The organism is Bosea sp. AS-1 (assembly GCF_002220095.1).
Lineage (GTDB): Bacteria > Pseudomonadota > Alphaproteobacteria > Rhizobiales > Beijerinckiaceae > Allobosea.
The window spans coordinates 208,266-232,970 of record NZ_CP022372.1 but is presented as its reverse complement, the minus strand read 5'-3'; the positions used below and the strand labels follow the sequence as shown (position 1 = coordinate 232,970).

The following is a 24,705-nucleotide window of genomic DNA, read 5'->3' as shown; positions in this document are numbered from 1 at the left end:
GAAACTACGTGAGGGGAAACTCGCTCGATGAGCAACTTCGACCGCAATGCTCCAGTCTGGGGTGCCGGCCGCGCACAGCAGACCAGCGCCGTCGAGATGGATCAGGGCCTGCGCTCGTTCATGCTCGGCGTCTACAACAACATGGTGATCGGCTTGGCGATCTCGGCGCTGTTCGCGCTGGGCGTCAACAAGATGGCCGTCACCGACCAGGCCAACGCCGTCGCGCGTATCGGCAACACCTATCTCACCTCGTTCGGCCAGCTGATGTACGGCACGCCGCTGATGTGGGTGTTCGCGCTCGCGCCGCTGGCCTTCATCTTCTTCTTCTCGTTCCGGATCGAGAAGATGTCCGCCTCGACGGCCCGCTCCATGTTCTTTGCCTTCGCGGCGGTCATGGGCGTGTCGATGTCGACGCTGCTGATCCGCTATACCGGCGCCTCGGTGGTGCAGGTGTTCCTGATCACGGCAGCCGCCTTCGGTGGCCTGAGCCTCTATGGCTACACGACCACCAAGTCGCTGTCGGCCATGGGTTCGTTCCTGATCATGGGTCTGATCGGCCTGATCCTGGCCTCGGTGGTGAACATCTTCCTCGCCTCGAGCGGGCTCGGCTTCGTCATCTCGCTGTTCGGCGTGCTGATCTTCGCCGGCCTGACCGCCTGGGACACCCAGAACCTGAAGCAGATGTACCTCTACTCGGACCTCAACCCCGAGGAGGCCGCGAAGCTCTCGGTCAACGGCGCCTTGTCGCTGTACCTGAACTTCGTCAACATGTTCCAGTTCCTGCTCTCCTTGCTCGGCAACCGCGAGTAAGACGAACCTGCTCCGTCGACGGAGCCGACATGCCCCGGCCGCAAGGCCGGGGCATTTGTTTTGGCACGGTCATTGCTCATTCTTTGGACATGACGACCGCCACGATCCGCCCGGCCACCCCCACCGATATCCCCGCCATTGCGACGATCTATGCCCAAGCCGTCCTTCATGGCACGGCCTCCTGGGAGCTCGATCCTCCCGACGAAGCCGAAATGCTCCGGCGCTTCGAGGCGATCCTTGCAGGCGGCTACCCCTATCTCCTTGCCGAACGGGGCGGTGCCGTCCTGGGTTACGCCTATGCCGGTGCCTATCGGCCCCGGCCGGCCTACCGGGCCACCGTCGAGAACTCGATTTATCTTGCGCCGGCGGCCCAAGGACTGGGGTTGGGTAGCCTGCTGCTCGACGCCTTGATGCAGGAATGTACCAAGCGTGGCTTCCGCCAGATGATCGCCGTGATCGGCGACGGCACCGGCGCCTCGGTCGGCTCGCGCCGCCTGCACGAGAAGGCGGGCTTTCGGCTGATCGGCGTCGCCGAAAGGGTCGGCTTCAAGCACGGCCGCTGGCTCGATCAGATGCTGATGCAGAAGGAACTGGGCGAAGGCGACCGCTCGCCGCCGGCCTTTTGAGCCGCGGCGTCAGCCTACGACGCTGAGCTTCTTGTCGAGGACCCGGAGCACGCGCGAAAGCTCGGAGCCGCGCTTCAGGATCAGCCCCGTCGCCGCCACCACGGAATAGGCGCCCTGCCGGCGCGCCAGCGCCGGATCCTTGACGATGCGATAGAGCGGCATTTCGGAGGAGCGGCGAAACACCGAGAACTGCGCCTTGTCCTTCAGGAAATCGATGGCGTAGTCGCGCCATTCGCCGGCCGCGACCATGCGGCCATAGAGGTTGAGCAATTCGGAAAGCTCACGGCGGTCGAAGGTGACGGCGCTGGGACGAACCGGCGCCGGAAAGCTCACCACGGCGCCGGAGGCCTGCGATTGCGGCGTGTCGCTTTCGCTCATGGCGCCTCCCCGCTTCGCTCGATGAAACCCGGATACGACATGCCGGTGATGATGCGCCCCCGATGCTGCGCTGGCAAGAGACGGGACGAAAGCGGCTCCTCACGGCTTCGTCGGAAATGCCGCAATTTCGCCGCCAACAGGACAAGGACCCGCCAAGTTGCACGGCTCAACTGCAACCGTTGCCTCGATGGCCCGGTCTTCTCGGACCCCGGCTTGTCAGCCCCCCAGCCCCCCGGAGTTCGGGTGGGACCGGGCCATTCGATCGAGGCCAACTAGCGGCTGGCGTCTTCGCCGGCCGTTTTTCTTTCGCAGCGAAAGCGTCGGCGGATCAACGGGCTTGCCGGTGATATTCGGCGTTCGGCCGCATATCGACGGCCGAGGCCATACGGTTCGACATGTTGTAGAAGGATGCGACGGCGCCGATGTCCCAGATGTCGCGTTCGCCGAACCCCGCCTCCCGCAGGGCCGTGCGATCCGCCTCGCCGATCAGGTGCGGCGTCTCGGTCAGCTTCACCGAAAAATCGAGCATGGCGCGATGCCGCTTCGATAGCTCCGCTGCCCGGTAATTCATCACCATGAGCTCGCCGAGGACGGAATCGCCCGAGAGCTGGCGCACCGCGGCGCCATGCGCGGTGAGGCAGTAATAGCAGCGATTGACGCTCGATACCGCGACCGCGATCATCTCACGCTCCAGCTTCGACAGCCCTGACGGCGCCAGCATCAGATCGTTGTAGAATGCGGCGAAGGCCGAAAGCTTGGCATCGTCGAACGCATAGGAGGAAAGCACGTTCGGAACGAAGCCGAGCTTCTCCTGGCACTTCTCGAAATAGGCCTGATTCTCCGGAGACAACGTCCCCGGCTTCAGTTCGAGCGCCATCACGGCCGGCGGGGCATCTTGCCGCACCGGCTCCTCGCCCACCTTTGGTTTGTCATGCTTCGTCGCCATGGTGCGTCCTGCTTTGTTCGGGGAACAGCATTTTTGCCGCTTTGTTGGGCAAGGCAAAGTTGAAAGGCCGTGCAGCCTATGTCATCGCTGCGGCAAAACAACGGGGGTTAGCATGGGCAAGCGGGTCACGAATGCTACGGTCGCGGCGGTTGCCGCCATTGAAGCCGCCACGGCCGGCCTGAAGGCCGCGATGCCCGCCGAGTTCCCCAAGCTGCTCTACGGCCGCTCCGTCGCCGAAGATCTCGAAGCCCTCCCACCGGAACTGCTCGCCCGTGCCGCCGCCGCGGCCTATGAGCACCTCATCGAGCCACGCAAGCCTGAAGCCATCAGCCTGCGCTTCCGTGACGACGCGTTCAGCGCGGACGGTCGCGAGCAGCAGATCACCATCCTCGAGGTGGTCAACGACAACAAACCGTTCCTGCTCGATTCGACCCTGGCGGAGTTGCAGGAGCAGGGTTACGAGCCGCGCCTCGTCGCCCATCCGATCCTGGCCGTCGCCCGCGATGCCAAGGGCAAGTTCGTCTCGCTCGCCGGTGAAGCTACCGGCCGTGCTCCGGAAGGCACCCGCCGCGAGAGCCTTCTTCACATCCATCTCGATCGCATCGACACGCCCGAGGCGCGCGAACAGCTCAAGCTCGCGCTGGAACGGGTCTATGCCGATGTCGGGCTGGCCGTCGACGACTGGGCGGCGATGCGCGGGCGCATCACCGAGGTCATTCAGGCCTATCGCGCCAATCCGCCGCCGCTGCCCGAGGACGAGATCGCCGAGGCGCTGCAATTCCTCGAATGGATCGCGGGCGACAACTTCACCCTGCTCGGCGTGCGCGCCTATCGCTTCCCCGGCGGCGATGTCGCTGCCGATCCGATCGAGGGGTCCGGCCTCGGCATCCTGCGTGACCCCGCGGTCAAGGTGCTGCGTCGCGGCCGCGAACTGGTGACCACCACGCCGGAGGTGCGCGCCTTCCTGGCCCGGCCGCTGGCGCTCATCATCACCAAGGCCAACGTCAAGAGCCGCGTCCACCGGCACGTCCATCTCGACTATGTCGGCGTCAAGCTGTTCACGCCGGACGGGCGGCTCGACGGCGAATTGCGCATCCTCGGCCTGTTGACCTCCAACGCCTATACCGGCTCGGCCCGGGTCATCCCCTATCTGCGCCTCAAGGTCGCGCGCGTCGCCAAGAACATCGGCTTCGACCCGGCGAGCTATTCCGGCCGCGCGCTCATGAACGTGCTCGACGCCTATCCGCGCGACGAGCTCTTCCAGATCGATGCCCCGACGCTGGAGCAGTTCGCCCTCGATATCCTGCAGCTCACCGAGCGGCCGCGGATCCGGGCACTTGCCCGCGTCGACGAGTTCGACCGCTTCGTTTCGATCCTCGTCTTCATCCCGAAGGACCGCTACGACACCACGGTGCGCCAGCGTGTCGGCGAGTTCCTGGCCCGGATCTACAACGGCCGCCTCTCGGCCGCCTACCCGGCCTATCCCGAAGGGCCTCTCTCCCGCACCCACTACATCATCGGCCGCGACGAGGGCAAAACCCCGAAGATCGACCGCGCGACCCTCGAGGCTGGCATCGGCGCGATCGTCCGCACCTGGAGTGACGGGCTCAAGGATGCGCTCGACCGCGAGAAATCGGGTCCGGCCGCCCGCGCACTGGCCGAGCGCTATGCCGCCGCCTTCGGCGCCGCCTACCGCGAGCGCTTCTCCGCCGACGACGCGTTGATCGATATCGAGATGCTGCAGCAGCTCTCGGCCGAGCGGCCGCGCGCGGTCAATCTCTACCGCCGCGAGGGCGACCCGGCGACGCGCGCCAATCTCAAGGTCTTCTCGCGCGGCGGCGCGATCTCGCTCTCCGCCCGCGTTCCACTCCTGGAAAACATGGGCTTCCGCGTCGTCAACGAGCGGACCTTCAACGTGATGCCGCAGGGCCAGGGCGGCGAGGGCAAGAACCTCCCCGTATGGCTGCACGACATGACGCTGGAGCGCGCCGACGACGGCGAGATCGATATCGAGCACCTCGACCCGACCATCGAAGCGGCGCTGATGGCGCAATTCCGGGGGTTGGCCGAATCCGACCGTTTCGACCAGCTCGTGCTCGCAGCCGGGCTCGCCTGGCGTGAGGCCGCGCTGCTGCGGGCTTTTGGCCGCTATCTCCGCCAGGTCGGCGCGCCCTATGCGCAGGGCTATATCGCCGATGCGCTGACGCGCCATTCCGGTATCGCCTCCGACCTCGTCGGCTATTTCACCGCCAAGTTCGATCCGCGCATCAAGCCGGAGGAGCGCGAGCAGCGCATGGCGCAGAAGCGCGCCGCGATCGAGGAAGCGCTCGACGCCGTCACCAGCCTGGACGAGGACCGCATCCTGCGGCGCCTCGTCAATCTGGTCGACGCGGCGCTGCGCACCAATTTCTTCCAGATCGGTCCGGACGGCCTGCCGCGCGAAACCATCACCTTCAAGTTCGACTGCGCCCAGGTCGACGGCCTGCCGCTGCCGCGCCCGCTCTACGAGATCTTCGTCTATTCGCCGCGTGTCGAGGGCATCCATCTGCGCTTCGGCAAGGTCGCGCGCGGCGGCCTGCGCTGGTCCGACCGGCCGCAGGATTTCCGCACCGAGGTGCTCGGCCTCGTCAAGGCGCAACAGGTCAAGAACGCGGTCATCGTCCCGGTCGGCGCCAAGGGCGGCTTCGTTCCCAAGCAGCTGCCGCCGGCCTCCGACCGCGCCGCCTGGCTGGCCGAAGGCACCGAGAGCTACCGCATCTTCATCCGCAACCTGCTCGAGCTCACCGACAATCTCGATGGTGAGACCCTCGTGCCGCCGCCGGACACGGTGCGCCATGATGGCGACGACCCCTATCTCGTCGTTGCCGCCGACAAGGGCACTGCGACCTTCTCCGACACCGCCAACGCGATCTCGCTGGAGAAGCACCACTGGCTCGGCGACGCCTTCGCGTCGGGCGGCTCGCAAGGCTACGACCACAAGGGCATGGGCATCACCGCCCGCGGCGCCTGGGAGGCGGTGAAGCGTCACTTCCGCGAGGTCGATGTCGATATCCAGACCACGCCCTTCACCGTCGCCGGCGTCGGCGACATGTCGGGCGACGTCTTCGGCAACGGCATGCTGCTCTCGCCAGCGATCAAGCTCGTCGCCGCCTTCGACCATCGCGACATCTTCCTCGATCCCGATCCCGATCCGACGAAGTCGCTGGCCGAGCGTCAGCGCCTCTTCGCCCTGCCGCGCTCGTCCTGGGGCGACTACGACAAGAGCCTGATCTCGAAGGGTGGCGGCATCTTCTCGCGCCAGGCCAAGAGCATCCCGCTTTCAGCGGAAATCCGTGCCCTGCTCGATATCGACAAGAAGGAGGTCTCGCCGCCCGAACTGATGACCGCGATCCTGAAAGCGCGTGTCGATCTGCTCTGGTTCGGCGGCATCGGGACCTATATCCGTGCCGCCGACGAGAGCGATGCTCAGGTCGGCGACCGCGCCAACGACGCGATCCGCATTGCCGGCAACGACGTCCGCGCCCGCGTCATCGGCGAGGGCGCCAATCTCGGCGTGACCCAGCGCGGGCGCATCGAGGCGGCGCGCAAGGGTGTCAAGCTCAACACCGACGCCATCGACAACTCGGCCGGCGTCAACACCTCCGACGTCGAGGTCAACATCAAGATCGCGTTGGCCGGCCTGGTGAAGGATGGCCGCCTCAAGGAGGACAAGCGCAACGAGCTGCTTGCGGCGATGACCGACGAGGTAGGCCTGCTCGTCCTGCGCAACAACTATCTCCAGACACTGGCGCTCTCGCTCACCGAGGCCAAGGGCGTCGCGGCGACGCCGGGACTGCGCTTCCTGATGCAGACACTTGAGCAGGAGGGTCGGCTCGACCGCGGCGTCGAATTCCTGCCGAGCGACGCCCAGCTTGCCGAACGCGAGAAGCGTGGCGAGGGACTGACGCGACCGGAGCTCGCCGTGTTGCTGGCCTATGCCAAGCTCGCGCTGCACGACGCGCTGCTCGAATCGTCGGTGCCGGACGACCCCTACCTCGCGACCGAGCTCGTCCGCTATTTCCCGAAGGCTCTACGTGACGCCTATCCCGAGGCGATTGCCAGCCACAGGTTGCGCCGCGAGATCGTCGCGACCCAGCTTGCCAATGCCATCGTCAATCGCGGCGGCCCGGCGCTGGTGCCGGTGCTGGCCGCGCTGACCCGCTCGGAGGTCCCGGCCATCGCCGCCGCCTATGCGGTCGCACGCGATTCCTTCGACCTCATCGGCCTCAACAGCGAGATCGACGCGCTCGACGCGACGATACCCGGCAAGACTCAGCTCGGGCTCTACGCTGCCGCACAGGAGCTCGTCATTGACCGCATGGGCTGGTTCCTGCGCCGCGGTGCGGCCAAGCCAGGCACGATCGAGCAGACCATCGCGCATTATGCCAAGGGTGTCGCCGATCTCTCGGCCGAGCTCAACGCATTGCTGCCGGAAACGGCTGCCCAGGCGCGGCTCGCCCGCATCGCGGTGCTGACCTCGGAGGGCGTGCCGGAAGCGCTCGCGACCCGCGTCGCCAGCCTGCCGTCGCTCGCTGAAGCGACTGACATCGTCGACATCGCCGAGCGCAGCAAGCGCCACATCGGCGACGTCGCCCGAATCCACTTCGGGGTCGATGCCTTCTTCGGTCTCGCCAGCCTCAAGGCGGCTGCCGCGGCGGTGCCGGCGACGGACGACTACGAGCGCCTGGCCCGGGAAAGGGCGCTGGAGACGCTGGACGACGCCCATGCGCAGATCACGCAGGAGATCGCCGCTTCGGACGCCGGCAAAGGCTCGCTCGAAAGCTGGCTGGCTGAACGCGGTAGCGATGCCGAGCGCATCCGCAGCACGGTCAACGCCATCGCGGCCTCCGGCCTGACCCTGCCGAAGCTGATGGTCGCGGCCGGCATGCTGGCCGACCTGCCGCGCAAGAACTGAAGGAACCCCTATGACGAACGAGACCGACACCGCCACGCGCATCGACCCGAAGCTGCTCGAGATCCTGGTCTGCCCTCTGACCAAGAGCACGCTGGAGTATGACGCGGCAAAGCAGGAGCTGATCAGCCGGGCCGCCAAGCTCGCCTATCCGATCCGCGACGGCATCCCGATCATGCTGCCGGAAGAGGCACGGCCGCTGGAGGACTGAAGCGAAAGCCGTTTGTAGGCGCCGCGCTACGGCGTCCCTAGAATCTTGAGATGCGTTTGCCGATGTTCGTCTTGCTCGGGTCAAGCCCGACCATGACGGCAGGATGCTAAAGCGTTTCGCCCCTGAGCAGACGCGGCGGGGCGCCGGCGACACCGGCCGCTTCGCGGATGAAGAAGCGCTTCAGCCCAGGCAGCCGGTCGACCATTCCCAATCCGAGGTCGCGGGCCAGCCTGAGCGGCGTCGCATCGTTCGAGAACAGCCGGTTGAGCCCGTCCGTTACCGCGCCCATGGCGACGGTATCGAAGCGGCGGGCCTTCTCGTAGCCCTCCAGCACGTCGAGCGCACCGGGGTCGAGCCCGAGCCGGGCCGCATCGACGATCGCCTCCGCCAATGCCGCAACGTCTTTCAGGCCGAGATTGAGCCCCTGCCCCGCGATCGGGTGGATGAGGTGGGCGGCATCGCCGAGCAGTGCGAAGCGGTAGTCGACGAAGCGCCGCGCCACGCCGAAGCCCAGCGGGTGCGCGCTCACCGGACTTTCCAGGGCGATCTCGCCAAGCTCGAGCCCGAAGCGCGCCTCGATCTCGGTCAGAATGTCCTCTGCGTCCAGCGAGAGCAGGGGCTCGACGTTCTCGGTCCGCTCCGTCCAGACGATCGAGGAGCGGTGGCCGAGCCTGCCGCCATCCGCCAGAGGCAGGATCGCAAAGGGGCCCGCGGGCAGAAAATGCTCGACGGCGCGGCCATGATGAGGCCGTTCATGCCCGATTGTCGCGACGATGCCCGACTGCCGGTACCCCCAACCGACCCAGCCGATACCCGCCTGATCGCGCAGCTTCGAGCGAGCACCATCGGCCGCGACGAGCAGCGCAGCGCGCTCGCGCACGCCATCCGCGAAGACGACCTCGACATCCTCGTCCTCGACACGGAAACGGCGGACGCCGACCGGCCGCAGCTCGACCCCGGCCAGTTGGCAGGCCGCCTTCAGCTCGACCACGAGCGCACCGTTCTCGACCATATGGGCGAAGGGCTGGCCGGGCTCGACCTCGCCGTCGAAGGTCAGGAAGATTGGCCGGACCGCGTCGTTGGTCCGGCTGTCGGAGATGACCATTTCCGTCATAGCCTGCGCCTTGTCGGAAACCGCATCCCAGACACCGAGCGTCTCAAGCATGGCGCGAGCCCCGGCGGCCACCGCATAGGCACGGTTGTCGGCCTTCGGCACCGCGTTCACCGTCGGATCGGCGAGGACGATCGAGAAAGCCGCCCCGAGAGCCTGTTTCAACGCGAGCGCCAGGCTCAGGCCGGCGATGCCGCCGCCGGCAATGACGATGCGCGTGCTTCCATCCGGCGCAATGGCCATCATACTTCTCCCCGGCGAGCCGCTTGACGAGGCTGAACGCCTCGGTGCTGATGCAGGCGAAACTCGGCTGTTCCTCTGCGGGCCGCCGCTGCCAACGTCAACCCGACCGCGATAGGGCCCATGTCACAGCAGATCAGCGCTTCCCTGACAGCGATCCTCGATCTCGAGCGGCTTGAAAGCAATCTGTTCCGGGGTCGCAGCCCTAAATCGACCTGGCCGCGTGTCTTTGGCGGTCAGGTGATCGCGCAATCGCTCTATGCCGCGTGCAAGACTGTCGAGGGCCGCCAGCCGCATTCCCTGCACGCCTATTTCCTTCTGCCGGGCGATCCGGAGCAACCGATCGTCTATGAGGTTGACCGTTTGCGCGACGGTCGCTCCTTCACCACAAGGCGCGTGCTCGCCATCCAGAAGGGCGAGGCGATCTTCGCCATGTCGGCTTCGTTCCAGGTCGACGAGCCGGGCTACGAGCACCAGATGCCGATGCCGAAGGTGCCGATGCCCGAGGAACTGCCGGACAGGGAGGAGATGGCCAGTAGCATCCTGCCGCACATGCCGGACGCAGTGCAGGCCTATTACCAGCGCAAGCGGCCGATCGAGATTCGCCCGGTCGAGCTTGAGCGCTATCGCACCGGCGGCAAGATGGAACCGAAGTTCAACGTCTGGATCCGGGCGATGGAACCGCTCCCGGACGAGCCCGCCCTCCACCGGAGCGTGCTCGCCTATGCCTCTGACCTGATGCTGCTCGATTCCAGCCTCATCGCCCATGGCACCACTGTCTTCGACCAGAAGATCCAGGGTGCCAGCCTCGACCACGCCCTTTGGTTCCACCGCCCCTTCCGCGCCGATGACTGGCTGCTCTACGCGCAGGACAGCCCCTCGACCTCGGGCGCACGCGGCTTTTCGCGCGGGCTGGTTTTCGACCGACAGGGCAATCTCGTCGCCTCGGTGGCGCAGGAGGGGCTGATCCGCCCGCGACCCGATCGCGCCTGAGCCGGTCGAGCGCCTGCGCGCGCCGCAGGCGATTGCCTAGGATTTAGGCACTCATCTCGGCACTTTGCCGGAATCGCGCCCCGTTTCGCCTCGGCTTACCGCTTCGCGGCCGGCGGAACGCTTTGGCACGTCCCTTGAATTGCATGGTGCGACGCACTGCAAACCGCAGGGCGCGCGAGATGCAATGCGTTCGCCGGGGCTGACGGCCGACGCCGAGAAGGGGACTTCCCGCACATGAAAATCGTGATGGCGATCATCAAGCCCTTCAAGCTGGAGGAGGTGCGCGATGCGCTCACCGCCATCGGCGTGCACGGGCTCACCGTGACGGAAGTGAAGGGCTACGGCCGGCAGAAGGGCCATACCGAGATCTACCGCGGCGCCGAATACGCCGTGAGCTTCCTGCCGAAGATCAAGATCGAGGTGGCGGTCGGCAACGACCTCGTCGACCGCGTCGTCGAGGCAATCACCACCACCGCCCGCACCGGCCAGATCGGCGACGGCAAGATCTTCGTGTTCGCGATCGAGAAGGCCGTGCGGATCCGCACCGGCGAGACCGACGCCGACGCCCTCTGAGCATCCGACCCTCCAGGAGTTTCAAACCATGAATTTCAGGACTTTCCTGCGGGCCGGAGCGACCGGCCTCGCGTTCGCCGCGCTCGGCGCCGGCGTAGCCTTCGCCCAGACGGCAGCGCCCGAGGCGCCGGCGGCGGCCGCCGCCGTGCCCAACAAGGGCGATACCGCCTGGATGCTGGTGTCCTCGCTCCTCGTTCTCTTCATGACGCTGCCGGGGCTGGCGCTGTTCTACGGTGGTCTCGCCCGCTCGAAGAACATGCTCTCCGTGATGAGCCAGATCACCGCCACGGCGATTATCATGTGCCTGATCTGGGTGATCTACGGCTACAGCCTGGCCTTCACCAGCGGCGGCTCCCTCACCAGCTTCGTCGGCTCCTTCTCGAAAGCCTTCCTCGCCGGCGTGACCAATGACTCGACCTCCGACACCTTCACCAAGGGCGTCGTGATCCCCGAATACGTCTTCATCTGCTTCCAGATGACCTTCGCGATGATCACGCCCGCACTCATCGTCGGCGGCCTCGTCGAGCGCATGAAGTTCTCGGCGCTGGTGCTGTTCGTCGTGCTCTGGGGCAGCTTCGTCTATTTCCCGATCGCCCACATGGTCTGGTTCTCCGAAGGCTATCTCTTCACCCTCGGCGCGCTCGATTTCGCTGGCGGCACCGTCGTGCATATCAATGCCGGTATCGCGGCCCTGGTCGGCGCGCTCTTGCTCGGCAAGCGCATCGGCTACGGCAAGGAGCTGATGACGCCCCACTCGCTGACCATGACCTTCATCGGCACCGCCGTGCTCTGGGTCGGCTGGTTCGGCTTCAACGCCGGCTCGAACCTCGAGGCGACCGCCGGCGCGGCGCTCGCCATGATCAACACCTTCGTCGCAACAGCGGGCGCCGGCCTCGGCTGGCTCTTCATCGAATGGGTGGTCAAGGGCAAGCCTTCGCTGCTGGGCATGCTCTCGGGCATCGTTGCCGGCCTCGTCGCCATCACCCCGGCCGCCGGACTCGTCGGGCCGATGGGAGCGATCGTGCTCGGCATCGTCGCCGGCATCGTCTGCTTCTTCTTCTGCACCACGGTGAAGAACGCGCTCGGCTACGATGATTCGCTCGACGTCTTCGGCGTCCACGGCGTCGGCGGCATCATCGGTTCGATCGGCACCGGCATCTTCGTCTCGCCGGCTTTGGGCGGCGTCGGCGTCGCCGACTACGCGATGGGCGCTCAGGTCTGGAAGCAGTTCGTCGCCGTCGCGATCGCCGTGCTCTGGAGCGGTATTGGCTCCTTCATCCTCTACAAGATCGTCGACGTTGTCGTCGGATTGCGTGTCACCTCCGATCAGGAGCGCGAGGGCCTCGACATCGCCGAGCATGGCGAGCGCGCCTACAACATCTGATCATCTGCTGGACGATTCACGTGAAACCACGACCCCGGCGGGAAACCGCCGGGGTTTTTCATGATCCAGCCGTCTCAGGCAGGCTCGTTCACGACGATCTCAAGAACCTCGACACCCTCCGGCAACGCGATCAGAAAGTCCGCATCGCGCGGCAGATGGTGAATCTTGCGGGGATCGGACCCAGCGAAGCGCGACATCGCCTCGATGCTCTCCCAATACGAGATCACCACGAACTCGCTCTCCTCCGGCCGGTCCTGACGAAACATCTGCACGCCGAGAGCCTTCTGCCGCAGCAGTGCCACCCCCTCGCTCTCTTGATAGACGGCGTAGGCATCCGCCTTGTCGCGCCGGGTCCGCCCGCGCCAGATCCGGGCGATGGATGCTTGCTTGGCTGCCATGGCCGCCTCCTCGTCCTGCAACGGCATTGATTTGCCAATATCGACAGCGAGAATGCTCGCGCATCATCATGACGGCCGACGGCAGCAATCCTGCTCGGCGGCTTCAAGGTTAAGCGAGCCTTAACCACAGCTTCCTAACCTGATGGAGATATGGCCGGCATGAGGCGGCCCAAAGCCCGGAATACGACCCGAAGCCGCATGCGCACCATCCGCCGCTCCCGATCGCTCATGGACCGCCTGCCCGATCCGGTGCGGGAGTTCCTGTCGCGCCGCGCCTCCGAGCTGATCGGGCTCGGGCTGCTCGCGCTGATGGTCGTCGTCGCGCTCGCCCTTGCGAGCTGGTCGGTCGACGATCCGAGCCTCAACAACGCCACCAACGGCGCCGTGCGCAACTGGCTCGGCCGACCGGGTGCGATGATCGCCGATCTGCTGATGCAGCTCGTCGGCCTCGGCGTCATCGCCCTGCTCTTTCCGCCGATGATCTGGGCGCTGCGGCTGATTCGCTTCCATCTCTTCGACCGCGGCGCGCTCAAGCTCGGCCTCTGGGTCATCGGCATCGCCGCGGCCGCCGCCGTCGCCAGCGCGCTGCCAGCCACGCCGCGCTGGCCCCTGCCGACCGGCATGGGCGGCGTTGTCGGCGACGGCCTGCTCTTCGGCACGCGCAACATCGCCGGAATCGCGGGCGGTGCGGTCGCGAGCCTCGTCGGTTTCCTCTATGCCGGCATCGCAATTCTTGCCGTCACCGCCGCTGCCGGCTTCGGCTTCGTCCATGACGAGGATCCGGTCCTCGATGACGAAACCGATGACGGCCTGTCCGACGGCGAGGAGCGTGGCGATGAAGAGCCCGGCATCGCCGTGATCCTCATCGGCTGGCTTGCCCATGGCGCGATGGCGCTGCGCGCCGCGATCCTGCGCCGCCTGCCGCACCCGCCCGAGCCCGCCGTCGACACCGGCCCGACACCACAGGCGAACGCCGGTCGCGTCCGCCGCGAACCGCAATTCGGCGCCGGGCCGGCACCGCGCCAGTCCCTGCCGAATTTCGATCCCGAACCACTGCCCGGCGCGCGCGCTCCCGCGGCTCGTGATTTCGACGACGATCCACCCTTCGACATCGACGATGCGCAGGACCTGCGCGACCTCAATGCACCCCGCGTAACGGCGCCCGCTCCCGCGCCCAAGCCGGGCAAGCGCATGCAGCGCGAGGCCCAGCCCTCCTTCCTCGACCGCGATTCCTTCGAATTGCCGCCGCTGACTTATCTGGCCGAGCCGAAGAAGATCGCCGCCAATGCCCTCTCGACCGACGCTTTGGAACAGAACGCCACGCTGCTCGAAGGCGTGCTCGAGGATTTCGGCGTGCGCGGCGAGATCACGCAGGTCCGGCCCGGCCCTGTTGTGACGCTGTACGAGCTGGAGCCAGCTCCGGGGACGAAGTCGTCGCGTGTGATTTCGCTGGCGGACGACATCGCGCGTTCGATGAGCGCGGTGTCGGCGCGGGTCGCGGTGGTGCAGGGCAAGAACGCCATCGGCATCGAGCTGCCCAACAGCAAGCGCGAGACCGTCTTCCTGCGCGAGCTCCTCGCCAGCCAGGATTTCGAGGCGACCAAGCACAAGCTCGCCCTCTGCCTCGGCAAGACCATCGGCGGCGAGCCGGTGATCGCGGATCTGGCGCGTATGCCCCACCTGCTCGTGGCGGGCACCACCGGCTCGGGCAAGTCCGTCGCGATCAACACCATGATCCTGTCGATCCTCTACCGGCTCAAGCCGGAGCAGTGCCGCCTGATCATGGTCGATCCCAAGATGCTGGAGCTCTCCGTCTATGACGGCATCCCGCATCTGCTCACCCCCGTCGTCACCGATCCGAAGAAGGCGGTCGTCGCCCTGAAATGGGCGGTGCGCGAGATGGAGGAGCGCTACAAGAAGATGTCGAAGCTCTCGGTGCGCAACATCGACGGCTTCAACGCCAGGGTCGGCGAGGCCAAGGCCGCCGGCGAGATCATCACCCGCACGGTCCAGACAGGCTTCGACAAGCACAGCGGCGAGGCGATCTACGAGGAGGAGGTCATGGACCTCGAGCCTCTGCCCTATATCGTCGTCATCGTCGACGAGATGGCCGATCTGATGATGGTCGCCGGCAAGGAGATCGAGGGTACGATCCAGCGGCTCGCCCAGATGGCCCGTGCCGCCGGCATCCACGTCGTGCTGGCCACCCAAAGGCCCTCGGTCGACGTCATCACCGGCACGATCAAGGCGAACTTCCCGACCCGGATCTCCTTCCAGGTCACGAGCAAGATCGACTCGCGCACGATCCTCGGCGAGATGGGTGCCGAGCAGCTCTTGGGCCAGGGCGACATGCTCTACATGGCCGGCGGCGGCCGCATCACCCGCGTGCACGGCCCCTTCGTCTCGGACAACGAGGTCGAGAAGGTCGTCGCCCATCTCAAGACGCAAGGGCGGCCGCAATATCTCGACGCCGTCACCTCCGAGGAAGAGGAGGGCGAGGAGGGCGAGGACGGCGCCGTCTTCGACAAGACCGGCATGGGTTCCGTCGACTCCGACGACCCCTACGAGCAGGCCGTCGCCGTCGTGCTGCGCGACAAGAAGGCCTCGACCTCCTACATCCAGCGACGCCTCCAGATCGGCTACAACCGCGCCGCATCCATCATGGAGCGCATGGAGAACGAGGGCATCGTCGGTCCCGCCAACCACGCCGGTAAACGCGAAATCCTCGTCGAAACCCAAGGTCACGGCGACGACGAATAGCCGCAGCACCGTGCGGGAGGACTTGCGCTAGCGGATGCCGGTCCTCAAATTGCCATCACGTTGCTGCAACCTCGGCAGTATGGAAAGCGTTGAGACCGGGAGAAGCGGTCCCTCGCTGCGGCCGGAGCCGCCACGCATCATGTCGGCATGAGGGTCGCCGCAGGACAGGGAGTGGAGCAGGTTTGCTCATGAAAGTGATCCCGATCCTTCGGGTTTCGGTCCTGACAGTAGCGCTGGGCTACGGCACCGTGTCGGCGCAGGCGCAGCCGTTGCAGTTGCAGCCGCCGAAGCCCGCCGCGGCCAAGCCTGCCGCCGCCAAGCCGCGTCCGATCCCGCTTCCGCCGATCCGTCCTGCCGATCTCGGCCAGTCGCGCACCGCCTCGAACGACGCTCCGGCAGCGGAGGCTGCCAGCCCCGTCGTCGCGACGACGGCGGCTCCAGCCACGACAACAGCGAAGCCTGAGGCGGCCAAGCCGGCCCCCGCCCCGGCCAAGACGAAGCTGCCGCCACCGGCGACACAGGAAGAAGCGATCGAGCGGCTCAACGCCTATCTCAACAGCTTCACCACGCTGCAGGGCAATTTCATCCAGTTCGCCAACAACGGGAAGCGCCTGGAAGGCCGTGTCTACATCCAGCGCCCCGGCAAGATGCGCTTCGAATACGAGCCACCCGCGACGACCGAGGTCATCGCCGACGGCACCTCCGTCGCCGTGCGCGACAAGCGCCTGGGCACGCAGGACGTCTATTCGATCGGCCAGACGCCTCTGAAATTCCTGGTGCGCGAGAAGATGGACTTGAGCCGTGAAGGCACCATCACCAGCGCCAGCGTCGATGGCGACATTCTCTCCGTCCGGATCGAGGATCGCTCGACGCTCGGCGGCACCTCGAAGATCACGCTGAAATTCGATCTCGTCGCCAACGAGTTGCGGCAATGGGTGGTGATCGACCCGCAAGGCTACGAGACCGCGGTCTCGCTCTACAATCTCAGCCTTCAGCGCCGGGCCGACCCCAAGAATTTCGTGATCGATTACCAGCGCACCCTCTGAGCTCTCAAAGGCAAGCCCCGAAACGGCTTGCCTTTTGCCGTCTGACGACCCAGTTTCCGGCCTCCCTCTTTGCCGGAATCTTCGCGTGCAACTCACCGTCACGAGCTGGAACATCAATTCCGTCCGCCTGCGCATCGGCATGGTCGGCGAGTTCCTCACCCGCCACGCGCCCGACGTTCTTTGCCTTCAGGAGACCAAGACGCCGGACGAGCAGTTCCCGGCCAAGGACTTCCATCGGCTCGGCTATGTGCACCAGGCCTTCATCGGCCAGAAGGGCTATAACGGCGTCGCCATCGTCTCGAAGCTGCCCTTCAGCGAGAAGGAGGCGATGTCGATGTGCGGCCGCAACGACGCCCGGCACATGACGGTGACGCTCGACAAGGCAGCCGGTGCGGCCGCCGGTGTCGCCATCCATAATTTCTACATCCCGGCCGGCGGCGATATCCCGGACCCCGCCAAAAACGACAAATTCGCCCATAAGCTCGCTTTCCTCGACGAGCTCGGAGCCTGGGGCGTGACCAAGAAGCCGACCGACCGGCCGGCGATCCTGCTCGGTGATCTCAACATCGCGCCGCTGGAGCATGACGTCTGGAGCCACAAGCAGCTCCTCGATGTGGTCAGCCACACGCCGATCGAGACGACGACGCTGGAGAAACTGCGCAGCGAGCTCGGCTGGACCGACGCTGCGCGCACACTCAAGCCCGAGCCCGAAAAGCTCTATTCCTGGTGGAGTTATCGCGCGCAGGACTGGGAAGCCTCCAATCGCGGCCGCCGGCTCGACCACATCTGGCTCTCGGACGCGCTGAAGCCGGCCTTGCGCGACCTCACCTTCCTGCGCGAAGCGCGCGGCTGGGAACGCCCTTCGGATCACGTCCCGGTTACGGTGACGCTGGAGCTCTGACGCCAACCTCCGCAGAGGGCAGGCGGGGCCAAGCCCATGTGTCGGCAGCGCCCCGGCCATGTTGCACCGCACCGCCCGGCTCGACCGTCTTCATGATATAGCGCGCAGCGCTCGGCCGCCGGTCGGGCCTTCGCAAGACCGAGCCGTTGCAGCGCCCCCTTTCGACATCGCTATCCCTGCGCGACGCGCTGCTGACCCTGGCCGTGATGGTGGTCTGGGGCACGAATTTCGTCGTCATCCGCATCGGCGTCGAGCATTTTCCGCCGCTGCTCTTTGCCTGCCTGCGCTTCACCTTCGCGCTGTTGCCGATGGTCTTCTTCCTCAAGCGGCCGGACGTGCCCTGGAGCAAGCTTGCCGCCTATGGCTTCCTGATCGGTGCAGGCCAATTCGGGCTGCTGTTCATCGCCATCAAAGGCTTCATCACGCCGGGCCTCGCCTCTCTCGTGGTGCAGTCGCAATCCTTCTTCACGATCCTGCTCGCCGCGGCGATCACCCGTGAACGCGTCCAGCCTTTCCAGATCGCCGGCCTCCTGCTCGCCGCTGCCGGCATCGTCGTGATTCTCTGGCACACCGACGGCACGACGACCCCGCTCGGGGTCATCCTGATCCTCGGCGCCGCAATTTGCTGGGCCGGCGGCAATATCGTGGCGCGCAGCACCCCCAATGTCGACATGCTGGCCTATGTCGTCTGGACGAGCCTCTTTGCCGTGCCGCCACTTTTCGCCCTGTCCTGGTGCATCGAAGGTTGGTCAGCAATCCAAGGCGGCCTCATCGGCGCGCCCATCGTGGCCTGGGCCGCCGCGATCTGGCAGGCTGTGGGCAACGTCATGTTCGGCTTTGCCCTGTGGGGCTGGCTGCTCTCGCGCTACACGGCCGCCACGGTGGCGCCAACGTCCCTGCTCGTTCCGGTCTTCGGCATGGGCGCCGCCGCGATCTGGCTGGGCGAGCCTTTACCTGGCTGGAAGTTCCTGGCGGCAGGCCTCGTCCTGGCGGGGCTCTGCGTCAACATCCTGTGGCCGAAATTCGCCGCCATCCGCGCCGCTCGGCACCCGCCAGCCGCCTGACCCGGCGTCGTCCGCTACTTGCGATCGATCGCGCCAAGCGCCGCCTGCACCGCGGACAGCTCTCCGACGAAACCCCGTAGTCGGTCTCCGATCGCCTCGACGATCGCCTCCGCCGAATTCGGCGATTCGCCGAGAACGCGGCGCATCACGCTGCGCGGCAACCGCATGATCTGCGTCGGCTCACGGGCGATGGCCGTGACCTGCCGGGGCACCGAGGTGAACAGGGCGAGCTCGCCGATCATTGCTCCGGGACCGACGATCTCGCTGGCGGGCTGGCCATCCTCCTGCGCCGTCAGCGCCACCGCTCCGGAAACGACAAGCACGGCGCCGTCGGACGGCTCGCCGGCGCGAAACAGCACGTCGCCGGCCCGCAGGATGCGGCTTTCGGCAGCGAAAGCCAGCAACCGCAGTGCATCGCGTTCCATCAGGCTCAGCAGCGGCTGCCGGGCCAGCAAGGCCATGTCGTCGTCGAGAGCCATCCGTCAGGGATTCAGCCGGTAGCCGCCGGCATCGGTCACGAGGAGACGGGCATTGCCGGGATCGGGCTCGATCTTCTGGCGCAGCCGGTAGATGTGGGTTTCGAGGGTATGCGTGGTCACCTGGCTGTTATAGCCCCAAACCTCCTGCAGCAGCACCTCGCGCGCGATCGGCTTGCGGCCGGCGCGATAGAGGAAGCGCAGGATCGCCGTTTCCTTCTCGGTCAGCTTGGTCTTCGAGCCCTTCTCGCTGACGAGCAGCTTGGAGCCCGGGTGGAATGTGTAGGGGCCAACCTGAAAAATGGCATCCTCGCTCGCCTCGTACTGGCGCAGATGCGCCCGGATGCGCGCCAGCAGCACGGCGAATTTGAACGGCTTCACCACATAGTCGTTGGCACCGGCCTCGAGCCCCAGCACCGTGTCTGCGTCCGAGCTTTGCGCCGTGAGCATCACGACCGGGCTCTTGAAGCCGTTCTTGCGCATCAGCTTCACGGCCTCGCGCCCATCCATGTCGGGCAGCCCGACATCCATGACCACGAGGTCGATCCGCTCGTTCTGCGCAGCCTTGATCGCTTCCGTCGCGTTGCCCGCCGTCGACAGCCGGAACTCGTCATAGAGCGCCAGCTGTTCCGCGAGGGCGTCGCGAAGGGTCTGGTCGTCATCGACCAGGAGAATATGATGGACGACGGACATGGGCTGTTCGCTCGAACGCAAAGAGTAGGGCAACATGGGCCGCCCGAGTCGTCATCGCAAGTCACGCATTCTGGAATCCCCGTGAGAAACCGTGAAATGACTGCCGGGCGCCCCGGCTTCCGCCCGCGCAACCTCTCGTCGCTGCGGGTTTTCGCTTCAGTGCACGATCGCCGAAAGGGTTTCCTCGTCGCGGGCAACGCGGTCTTTCCCTGCGCGCTCGGCCGCTCCGGCATTCGCACCGACAAACGCGAGGGCGACGGCGGCACCCCGCGAACCGAGCTGCCGCTGCGCGGCGTCTTCTACCGGGCTGACCGCCTCGCCCGGCCACGCACCCTGCTGCCTCTGAAGCGAATTGGACCGCGCGATGCCTGGTGCGACGACCAGAAGGACCGCCGCTACAATCGCCTGATCGACCGCCCGCCGGGCGAAGCCGAGGAACGGCTCCAACGCGAGGATCACCTCTACGACATCATCGTCGAGCTCGGCTGGAACGACCGGCCGGTGATTCGCGGGCGTGGCAGCGCGATCTTCTGGCATCTTGCCCGCCCGGGCTTCACGCCGACCGCCGGCTGCGTGGCGGTCGAGGCGCACGTCTTCGCCAAGGTGCTGCCACGGCTGGCCCGTCATTGCCGCATTCTGGTCAGCTAGTCCGAATCCGGCTAGAAGCGAGGGCGAGCACCGTCTCGACCATCCTCTCGGAAACGGCGAACGCATTCGGGCACCGTCCCGGGCCGTCAAGCCGCTCCCAGCCTGAGAACTTGCGATGATTGATTCGGTCTCTTCCGGCCTCCGCTTCGGGCGGATCGCCACCATGCTGCCTGTTGCCGACATGGCCCGCGCCTGCGACTTCTATATCGGTGCCCTCGGCTTCCGGAAAACCTTCGAGAACGGCAATCCCGTTGGCTTCATGATCCTGAAGCGCGACGCGGCCGAGCTGCACCTGACGCTTCAGCCCAGCCATAAGGCGGCAGCATTCAACGTCGCCCACATGATGGTCGAGGACATCGAGGCCATCCACGCCATCGTTCGCGAGCGCGGCCTGCGCATCGTCAAGGGCCTGCGCGACAAGGACTATGGGCTACGCGCCTTCGTCTTCGAAGATCCCGATGGCAACCGCATCGATGTCGGCGAACCGCTGAGAGCCTAGCCGCGCTCCCCGAAGATGGCGCTGCCGACGCGCACATGCGTGGCGCCGAGCTGGATCGCCGCTTCGTAATCGGCGCTCATGCCCATCGACAGGCCCTTGAGCCCGTTGCGAGCGGCGATCTTGGCGAGCAGCCCGAAATGCGGGGAGGGCGGCTCGTCCGCCGGCGGAATGCACATCAGACCTTCGATCGCGAGACCGTGAACCTCGCGGCAGCGCGCGAGAAAGGCGTCCGTATCGCCGGGCAGGATGCCGCCCTTCTGCGGCTCCTCGCCGGTATTGACCTGCACGAACAGCCGTGGAGCCCTGCCGGCCCGCGCGATCTCGCGTGCCAGCTCCTTGGCCAGACTTTCGCGGTCGAGAGACTCGATGACGTCGAACAGCGCGACGGCTTCGCGCGCCTTGTTCGACTGCAGCGGCCCGATCATGTGCAGCTCGGCCTCTGGAAAGCGCTCCTTCAGCGCCGGCCACTTCGCCTTGGCCTCCTGGACATAGTTTTCGCCGAACACCCGCTGGCCTGCTTCGAGCGCCTCGAGGATCTGCTCGGCCGGCTTCGTCTTGGACACGGCGACCAACGTAACGCTCTCCGGCTTGCGCCCGAAATCGCGCGCCGCACGCGTGACCGAGGCCCGAATCGCCTCCAGACGCGTAACCGTATCGCTCATATCGCAGCCCTTCATGTCCAGCGTGCCGTTGACCCCGTGCGCGCAATGGTGTCCTAGAACAGGATGTGGAAAACCTCATCCGGTTTTTCGCAACGGACCCCTGCGCCGGCCGCTTCCCGCACCGGCGGATCCCGCAAGAATGCCCGTAGAGTGATTGCTCGCTGACATGGCCGTCGAACGTTACAACCCCAAGGAATCCGAGCCGAAATGGCGCAGCGTCTGGGAGGAGCGCAAGCTCTTCGAGACGAGGAACGACGACACGCGGCCGAGCTACTATGTCCTCGAGATGTTCCCCTACCCGTCGGGGCGCATCCATATGGGCCATGTCCGCAACTACGCGATGGGCGACGTGGTCGCGCGCTACAAGCGCGCCAAGGGCTTCTCGGTGCTGCATCCGATGGGCTGGGACGCCTTCGGCCTGCCGGCAGAGAATGCCGCCAAGCAGAAGAAGGTGCATCCGCGCGACTGGACCTATGAGAACATCGCGACGATGCGCAAGCAGCTCAAGTCGATGGGCCTGTCGCTCGACTGGAGCCGCGAGCTCGCCACCTGCGATCCGAGCTACTACCGCCACCAGCAGAAGATGTTCCTGGACTTCCTCAAGGCCGGGCTGGTCGACCGCAAGACCGCCAAGGTCAACTGGGACCCGGTCGACGAGACCGTGCTGGCCAATGAGCAGGTCATCGACGGCCGCGGCTGGCGCTCCGGCGCGCCGGTCGAGATCCGCGAATTGACCCAGTGGTTCTTCAAGATCACCGAATACGGCCAGGAGCTGAACGATGCGCTCGACGGCCTGACCCGCTGGCCCGACAAGGTTCGGCTGATGCAGAAGAACTGGATCGGTCGCTCGGAGGGCCTGCTGGTTCGTTTCGCCCTCGAATCGAATGCAGTCGGCCAGGATGAGGTGGAGGTCTACACCACGCGGCCGGATACGCTGTTCGGTGCGAAATTCGTCGCCGTCGCTCCCGATCACCCGATCGCCAAGGCCCTCGCCGCCAATAATTCGGAGCTGCAGTCCTTCATCGAGGAATGCAAGCGCACCGGCACGGCGCAGGAAGCCATCGACAAGGCCGAGAAGCTCGGCTTCGACACCGGTCTGCGCGCGGTCCATCCGCTCGATCCGAACTGGACTCTGCCGGTCTATGTCGCGAATTTCGTGCTGATGGAATACGGCACCGGCGCCATCTTCGGCTGCCCGGCGCATGACCAGCGCGACCTCGACTTCGTCAACAAGTATGGCCTGGGCAATACCCCGGTCGTCGCGCCGGAAGGTACTGATCCGGCGGGCTTCGTCATCACCGACACCGCCTATGACGGCGACGGTCGCATGATCAATTCCCGCTTTCTCGACGGTATGACCATCGCCGAGGCCAAGGAGGAGGTCGCCCGCCGCCTCGAGAGCGAGACCCGCGGCAATCGCCCGGTCGCCCAGCGCAAAGTCAACTTCCGGCTGCGCGACTGGGGCATCTCGCGCCAGCGCTACTGGGGTTGCCCGATCCCGATCATCCACTGTTCCGCCTGCGGAACGGTGCCGGTGCCGGATACCGACCTGCCAGTGAAGCTGCCCGACGACGTCTCCTTCGACAAGCCGGGCAATCCGCTCGACCATCATCCGACCTGGAAGCACGTCGCTTGCCCGCAATGCGGCGCGCCGGCCCGCCGTGAGACGGACACGATGGACACGTTCGTGGATTCGTCCTGGTACTTCGCCCGCTTCACTGACCCGTGGCGGACCGAGAGCCCGACCGACCGCAAGGCCGTCGATCGCTTCCTGCCGGTCGACCAATATATCGGCGGCGTCGAGCACGCGATCCTTCACCTGCTCTATTCGCGCTTCTTCACCCGCGCGATGAAGAAGACCGGCCATGCCGGGCTCGATGAGCCCTTCGCCGGCCTCTTCACCCAAGGCATGGTGGTGCACGAGACCTACCGCGCCGCAAATGGCGACTGGGTCGAGCCTGGCAATGTCCGGATCGAGGTCGTCGGTAACGACCGCCGCGGTTTTGACGTCGAGACCGGCGCCCCGATCGAGATCGGCGCGATCGAGAAGATGTCGAAGTCCAAGAAGAACGTCGTGGACCCCGACGACATCATCGCCTCCTACGGCGCCGACACGGCGCGCTGGTTCATGCTGTCCGATTCGCCACCGGATCGCGACGTGATCTGGACCGACGAAGGCGTGCAGGGCGCCGCCCGCTTCGTCCAGCGCCTCTGGCGCATGATCGGCGAGATTGCGGAGCGCTCGGATGGGAAGGTCGGGAAGCCTGCCGAATTCGGCGAGGCGGCCCTCGCGCTGCGCAAGGCGAGCCACCGCGCGCTCGATGCGGTCGGCGCCGATATCGAGCGCCTCGCCTTCAACCGCTGCGTCGCGCATATCTACACGCTGACCAACGCCATCGGCAAAGCGCTCGACGCCGCGGCCGAGAAGCCGGAGCTCGATGCCGACATGGCCTTCGCGCTCCATGAGGCCGCCACGATCGTCACCCAGCTTGTGGCTCCGATGATGCCTCATCTGGCCGAGGAATGCTGGCACGCGCTCGGTCAGCCGGGTCTGGTCGGCGAAGCCTCCTGGCCGGTGGCCGAAGCTGCCTTGCTGAAGGACGACGCGATCACGCTGCCCGTCCAGCTCAACGGCAAGAAGCGGGCGGAGGTGACTGTGCCGGCCGATGCCGATACGGTGGCGGTCGAAGCGGTGGTGCGTGCCCATGAAGCGGTGCAGCGCGCTCTGGAAGGGCGTCCCATCCGCAAGGTGATCGTGGTTCCGGGGAGAATCGTGAATGTCGTCGTCTGAGACCGCGGCGCGGATCATCCGGCCGAGCCGCCGCAGCCTCTCGCTGGTTGCCGCACTCGGTCTGGCCGCGCTGGCTGGAGGCTGCTTCCGGCCGCTCTATGCGGACTCGACGGCGAGCACGGTTGGCGGCAGCGTCAAGACGGCTCTCCGCAGCATCGAGTTTCCCGAGATCAAGGGCCTGATGGGCCATTACCTGCGCAACGAGCTGGTCTTCGAGTTCGACGGCGGCAATGAGCCGGACGCGCAGAAGACGCTGAAATTTGACGCCGCGCTCACCGAATCGATCGAGGTCATCACCGTCGACTACGCCAACGGCCGCGCCGATTCGGCGATTCTCGTCGCGACCGCGACATGGAAGGTGGTGCGCAACGGCAGCGGTGAAGTCGTCTCCTCCGGTACCAGTTCCGTCCGCGAACCCTATGAGCGGTCCTCCCAGCGCTTCGCGACGGTCCGCGCCGCCCGCGACGCCCAGATTCGGGCCGCGAAGAACCTGGCCAGCCTGATTCGCGGGCAGATCGCAGCCGATCTCACCTCCTGATCCGCC

General features: G+C 66.1%; 22 protein-coding genes. 15 read left to right on the top strand and 7 right to left on the bottom strand.

What is annotated here, in order from left to right:
• Window positions 1-27 precede the first annotated feature (27 nt).
• Window positions 28-810, top strand: coding sequence for a Bax inhibitor-1/YccA family protein (locus CE453_RS02745; RefSeq protein ID WP_089173196.1), 783 nt, complete (start codon window positions 28-30; stop codon window positions 808-810).
• An 89-nt stretch (window positions 811-899) separates the two neighbouring features.
• Window positions 900-1,436 (top strand): GNAT family N-acetyltransferase, encoded by a 537-nt coding sequence (locus CE453_RS02740; RefSeq protein ID WP_089173195.1) that lies wholly within the window; start codon window positions 900-902, stop codon window positions 1,434-1,436.
• Window positions 1,437-1,445: 9 nt separating this feature from the next.
• Here CE453_RS02740 and CE453_RS02735 read toward each other — a convergent pair whose 3' ends face one another.
• Both CE453_RS02735 and CE453_RS02730 read right to left on the bottom strand, forming a co-directional pair.
• Complete coding sequence (locus CE453_RS02735) at window positions 1,446-1,814, bottom strand: DUF2794 domain-containing protein (protein WP_089173194.1); 369 nt, start codon at window positions 1,812-1,814, stop codon at window positions 1,446-1,448.
• 328 nt (window positions 1,815-2,142) lie between these two features.
• A complete protein-coding gene (locus CE453_RS02730) occupies window positions 2,143-2,691 on the bottom strand; it encodes a peroxidase-related enzyme (protein ID WP_248308173.1) in 549 nt (182 codons plus the stop codon).
• A gap of 181 nt (window positions 2,692-2,872) precedes the next feature.
• On the opposite strand from CE453_RS02730, the gene CE453_RS02725 reads away from it, so the two are divergent.
• Window positions 2,873-7,714: an NAD-glutamate dehydrogenase gene (locus CE453_RS02725; protein ID WP_089173192.1), complete on the top strand. Its 4,842-nt coding sequence runs from the start codon at window positions 2,873-2,875 to the stop codon at window positions 7,712-7,714.
• 10 nt (window positions 7,715-7,724) lie between these two features.
• Window positions 7,725-7,922, top strand: coding sequence for a Trm112 family protein (locus tag CE453_RS02720; protein WP_089173191.1), 198 nt, complete (start codon window positions 7,725-7,727; stop codon window positions 7,920-7,922).
• A 106-nt stretch (window positions 7,923-8,028) separates the two neighbouring features.
• On the opposite strand, the gene CE453_RS02715 is transcribed toward CE453_RS02720, so the two are convergent.
• Entirely contained in the window at window positions 8,029-9,279 is a 1,251-nt protein-coding gene (locus CE453_RS02715; protein WP_089173190.1) for a ubiquinone biosynthesis hydroxylase, read from the bottom strand.
• Between the two features lie 117 nt (window positions 9,280-9,396).
• On the opposite strand from CE453_RS02715, the gene tesB reads away from it, so the two are divergent.
• The 3 genes from tesB to CE453_RS02700 all read left to right on the top strand — a co-directional run bounded on the left by tesB (window position 9,397) and on the right by CE453_RS02700 (window position 12,223).
• Window positions 9,397-10,266 (top strand): acyl-CoA thioesterase II, encoded by an 870-nt coding sequence (gene tesB, locus CE453_RS02710; protein ID WP_089173189.1) that lies wholly within the window; start codon window positions 9,397-9,399, stop codon window positions 10,264-10,266.
• Between the two features lie 234 nt (window positions 10,267-10,500).
• A complete protein-coding gene (locus tag CE453_RS02705; RefSeq protein ID WP_089173188.1) occupies window positions 10,501-10,839 on the top strand; it encodes a P-II family nitrogen regulator in 339 nt (112 codons plus the stop codon).
• Between the two features lie 28 nt (window positions 10,840-10,867).
• Complete coding sequence (locus CE453_RS02700; protein WP_089173187.1) at window positions 10,868-12,223, top strand: ammonium transporter; 1,356 nt, start codon at window positions 10,868-10,870, stop codon at window positions 12,221-12,223.
• Between the two features lie 74 nt (window positions 12,224-12,297).
• On the opposite strand, the gene CE453_RS02695 is transcribed toward CE453_RS02700, so the two are convergent.
• A complete protein-coding gene (locus tag CE453_RS02695; RefSeq protein WP_089177662.1) occupies window positions 12,298-12,621 on the bottom strand; it encodes an antibiotic biosynthesis monooxygenase family protein in 324 nt (107 codons plus the stop codon).
• 198 nt (window positions 12,622-12,819) lie between these two features.
• Here CE453_RS02695 and CE453_RS02690 point away from each other — a divergent pair, with 198 nt between their 5' ends.
• From CE453_RS02690 to CE453_RS02675, 4 genes are all read left to right on the top strand, one after another.
• Complete coding sequence (locus CE453_RS02690; RefSeq protein ID WP_089173186.1) at window positions 12,820-15,381, top strand: DNA translocase FtsK; 2,562 nt, start codon at window positions 12,820-12,822, stop codon at window positions 15,379-15,381.
• A 188-nt stretch (window positions 15,382-15,569) separates the two neighbouring features.
• Window positions 15,570-16,427 (top strand): LolA family protein, encoded by an 858-nt coding sequence (locus tag CE453_RS02685; RefSeq protein ID WP_089173185.1) that lies wholly within the window; start codon window positions 15,570-15,572, stop codon window positions 16,425-16,427.
• An 85-nt stretch (window positions 16,428-16,512) separates the two neighbouring features.
• Window positions 16,513-17,328: an exodeoxyribonuclease III gene (xth, locus tag CE453_RS02680; protein WP_089173184.1), complete on the top strand. Its 816-nt coding sequence runs from the start codon at window positions 16,513-16,515 to the stop codon at window positions 17,326-17,328.
• Between the two features lie 146 nt (window positions 17,329-17,474).
• Complete coding sequence (locus CE453_RS02675; RefSeq protein ID WP_248307921.1) at window positions 17,475-18,392, top strand: EamA family transporter; 918 nt, start codon at window positions 17,475-17,477, stop codon at window positions 18,390-18,392.
• Between the two features lie 14 nt (window positions 18,393-18,406).
• Here CE453_RS02675 and CE453_RS02670 read toward each other — a convergent pair whose 3' ends face one another.
• Together CE453_RS02670 and CE453_RS02665 are read right to left on the bottom strand one after the other, a co-directional pair.
• Window positions 18,407-18,871 (bottom strand): cyclic nucleotide-binding domain-containing protein, encoded by a 465-nt coding sequence (locus CE453_RS02670; RefSeq protein ID WP_089173183.1) that lies wholly within the window; start codon window positions 18,869-18,871, stop codon window positions 18,407-18,409.
• Window positions 18,872-18,874: 3 nt separating this feature from the next.
• The gene (locus CE453_RS02665; protein ID WP_089173182.1) at window positions 18,875-19,561 is read right to left on the bottom strand and encodes a response regulator transcription factor; all 687 of its coding nucleotides are present in this window, start codon (window positions 19,559-19,561) and stop codon (window positions 18,875-18,877) included.
• Between the two features lie 96 nt (window positions 19,562-19,657).
• Here CE453_RS02665 and CE453_RS02660 point away from each other — a divergent pair, with 96 nt between their 5' ends.
• Both CE453_RS02660 and CE453_RS02655 read left to right on the top strand, forming a co-directional pair.
• Window positions 19,658-20,209, top strand: coding sequence for a L,D-transpeptidase family protein (locus tag CE453_RS02660; RefSeq protein ID WP_089173181.1), 552 nt, complete (start codon window positions 19,658-19,660; stop codon window positions 20,207-20,209).
• Between the two features lie 115 nt (window positions 20,210-20,324).
• Window positions 20,325-20,708 carry a glyoxalase superfamily protein gene (locus CE453_RS02655; RefSeq protein WP_089173180.1) on the top strand — a complete coding sequence of 128 codons (384 nt, stop codon included), beginning with the start codon at window positions 20,325-20,327 and terminating at the stop codon, window positions 20,706-20,708.
• Here the strand turns inward: CE453_RS02655 and CE453_RS02650 are convergent.
• The gene (locus CE453_RS02650; protein WP_089177660.1) at window positions 20,705-21,370 is read right to left on the bottom strand and encodes a YggS family pyridoxal phosphate-dependent enzyme; all 666 of its coding nucleotides are present in this window, start codon (window positions 21,368-21,370) and stop codon (window positions 20,705-20,707) included. The genes CE453_RS02655 and CE453_RS02650 overlap by 4 nt on opposite strands.
• Window positions 21,371-21,536: 166 nt before the next feature.
• Between CE453_RS02650 and leuS the strand changes: the two genes are divergently transcribed.
• Together leuS and CE453_RS02640 are read left to right on the top strand one after the other, a co-directional pair.
• Window positions 21,537-24,161 (top strand): leucine--tRNA ligase, encoded by a 2,625-nt coding sequence (leuS, locus tag CE453_RS02645; RefSeq protein WP_089173179.1) that lies wholly within the window; start codon window positions 21,537-21,539, stop codon window positions 24,159-24,161.
• The gene (locus tag CE453_RS02640; RefSeq protein WP_089173178.1) at window positions 24,148-24,699 is read left to right on the top strand and encodes an LPS assembly lipoprotein LptE; all 552 of its coding nucleotides are present in this window, start codon (window positions 24,148-24,150) and stop codon (window positions 24,697-24,699) included. Before leuS ends, CE453_RS02640 begins: the two co-directional genes overlap by 14 nt.
• Window positions 24,700-24,705: the final 6 nt, after the last annotated feature.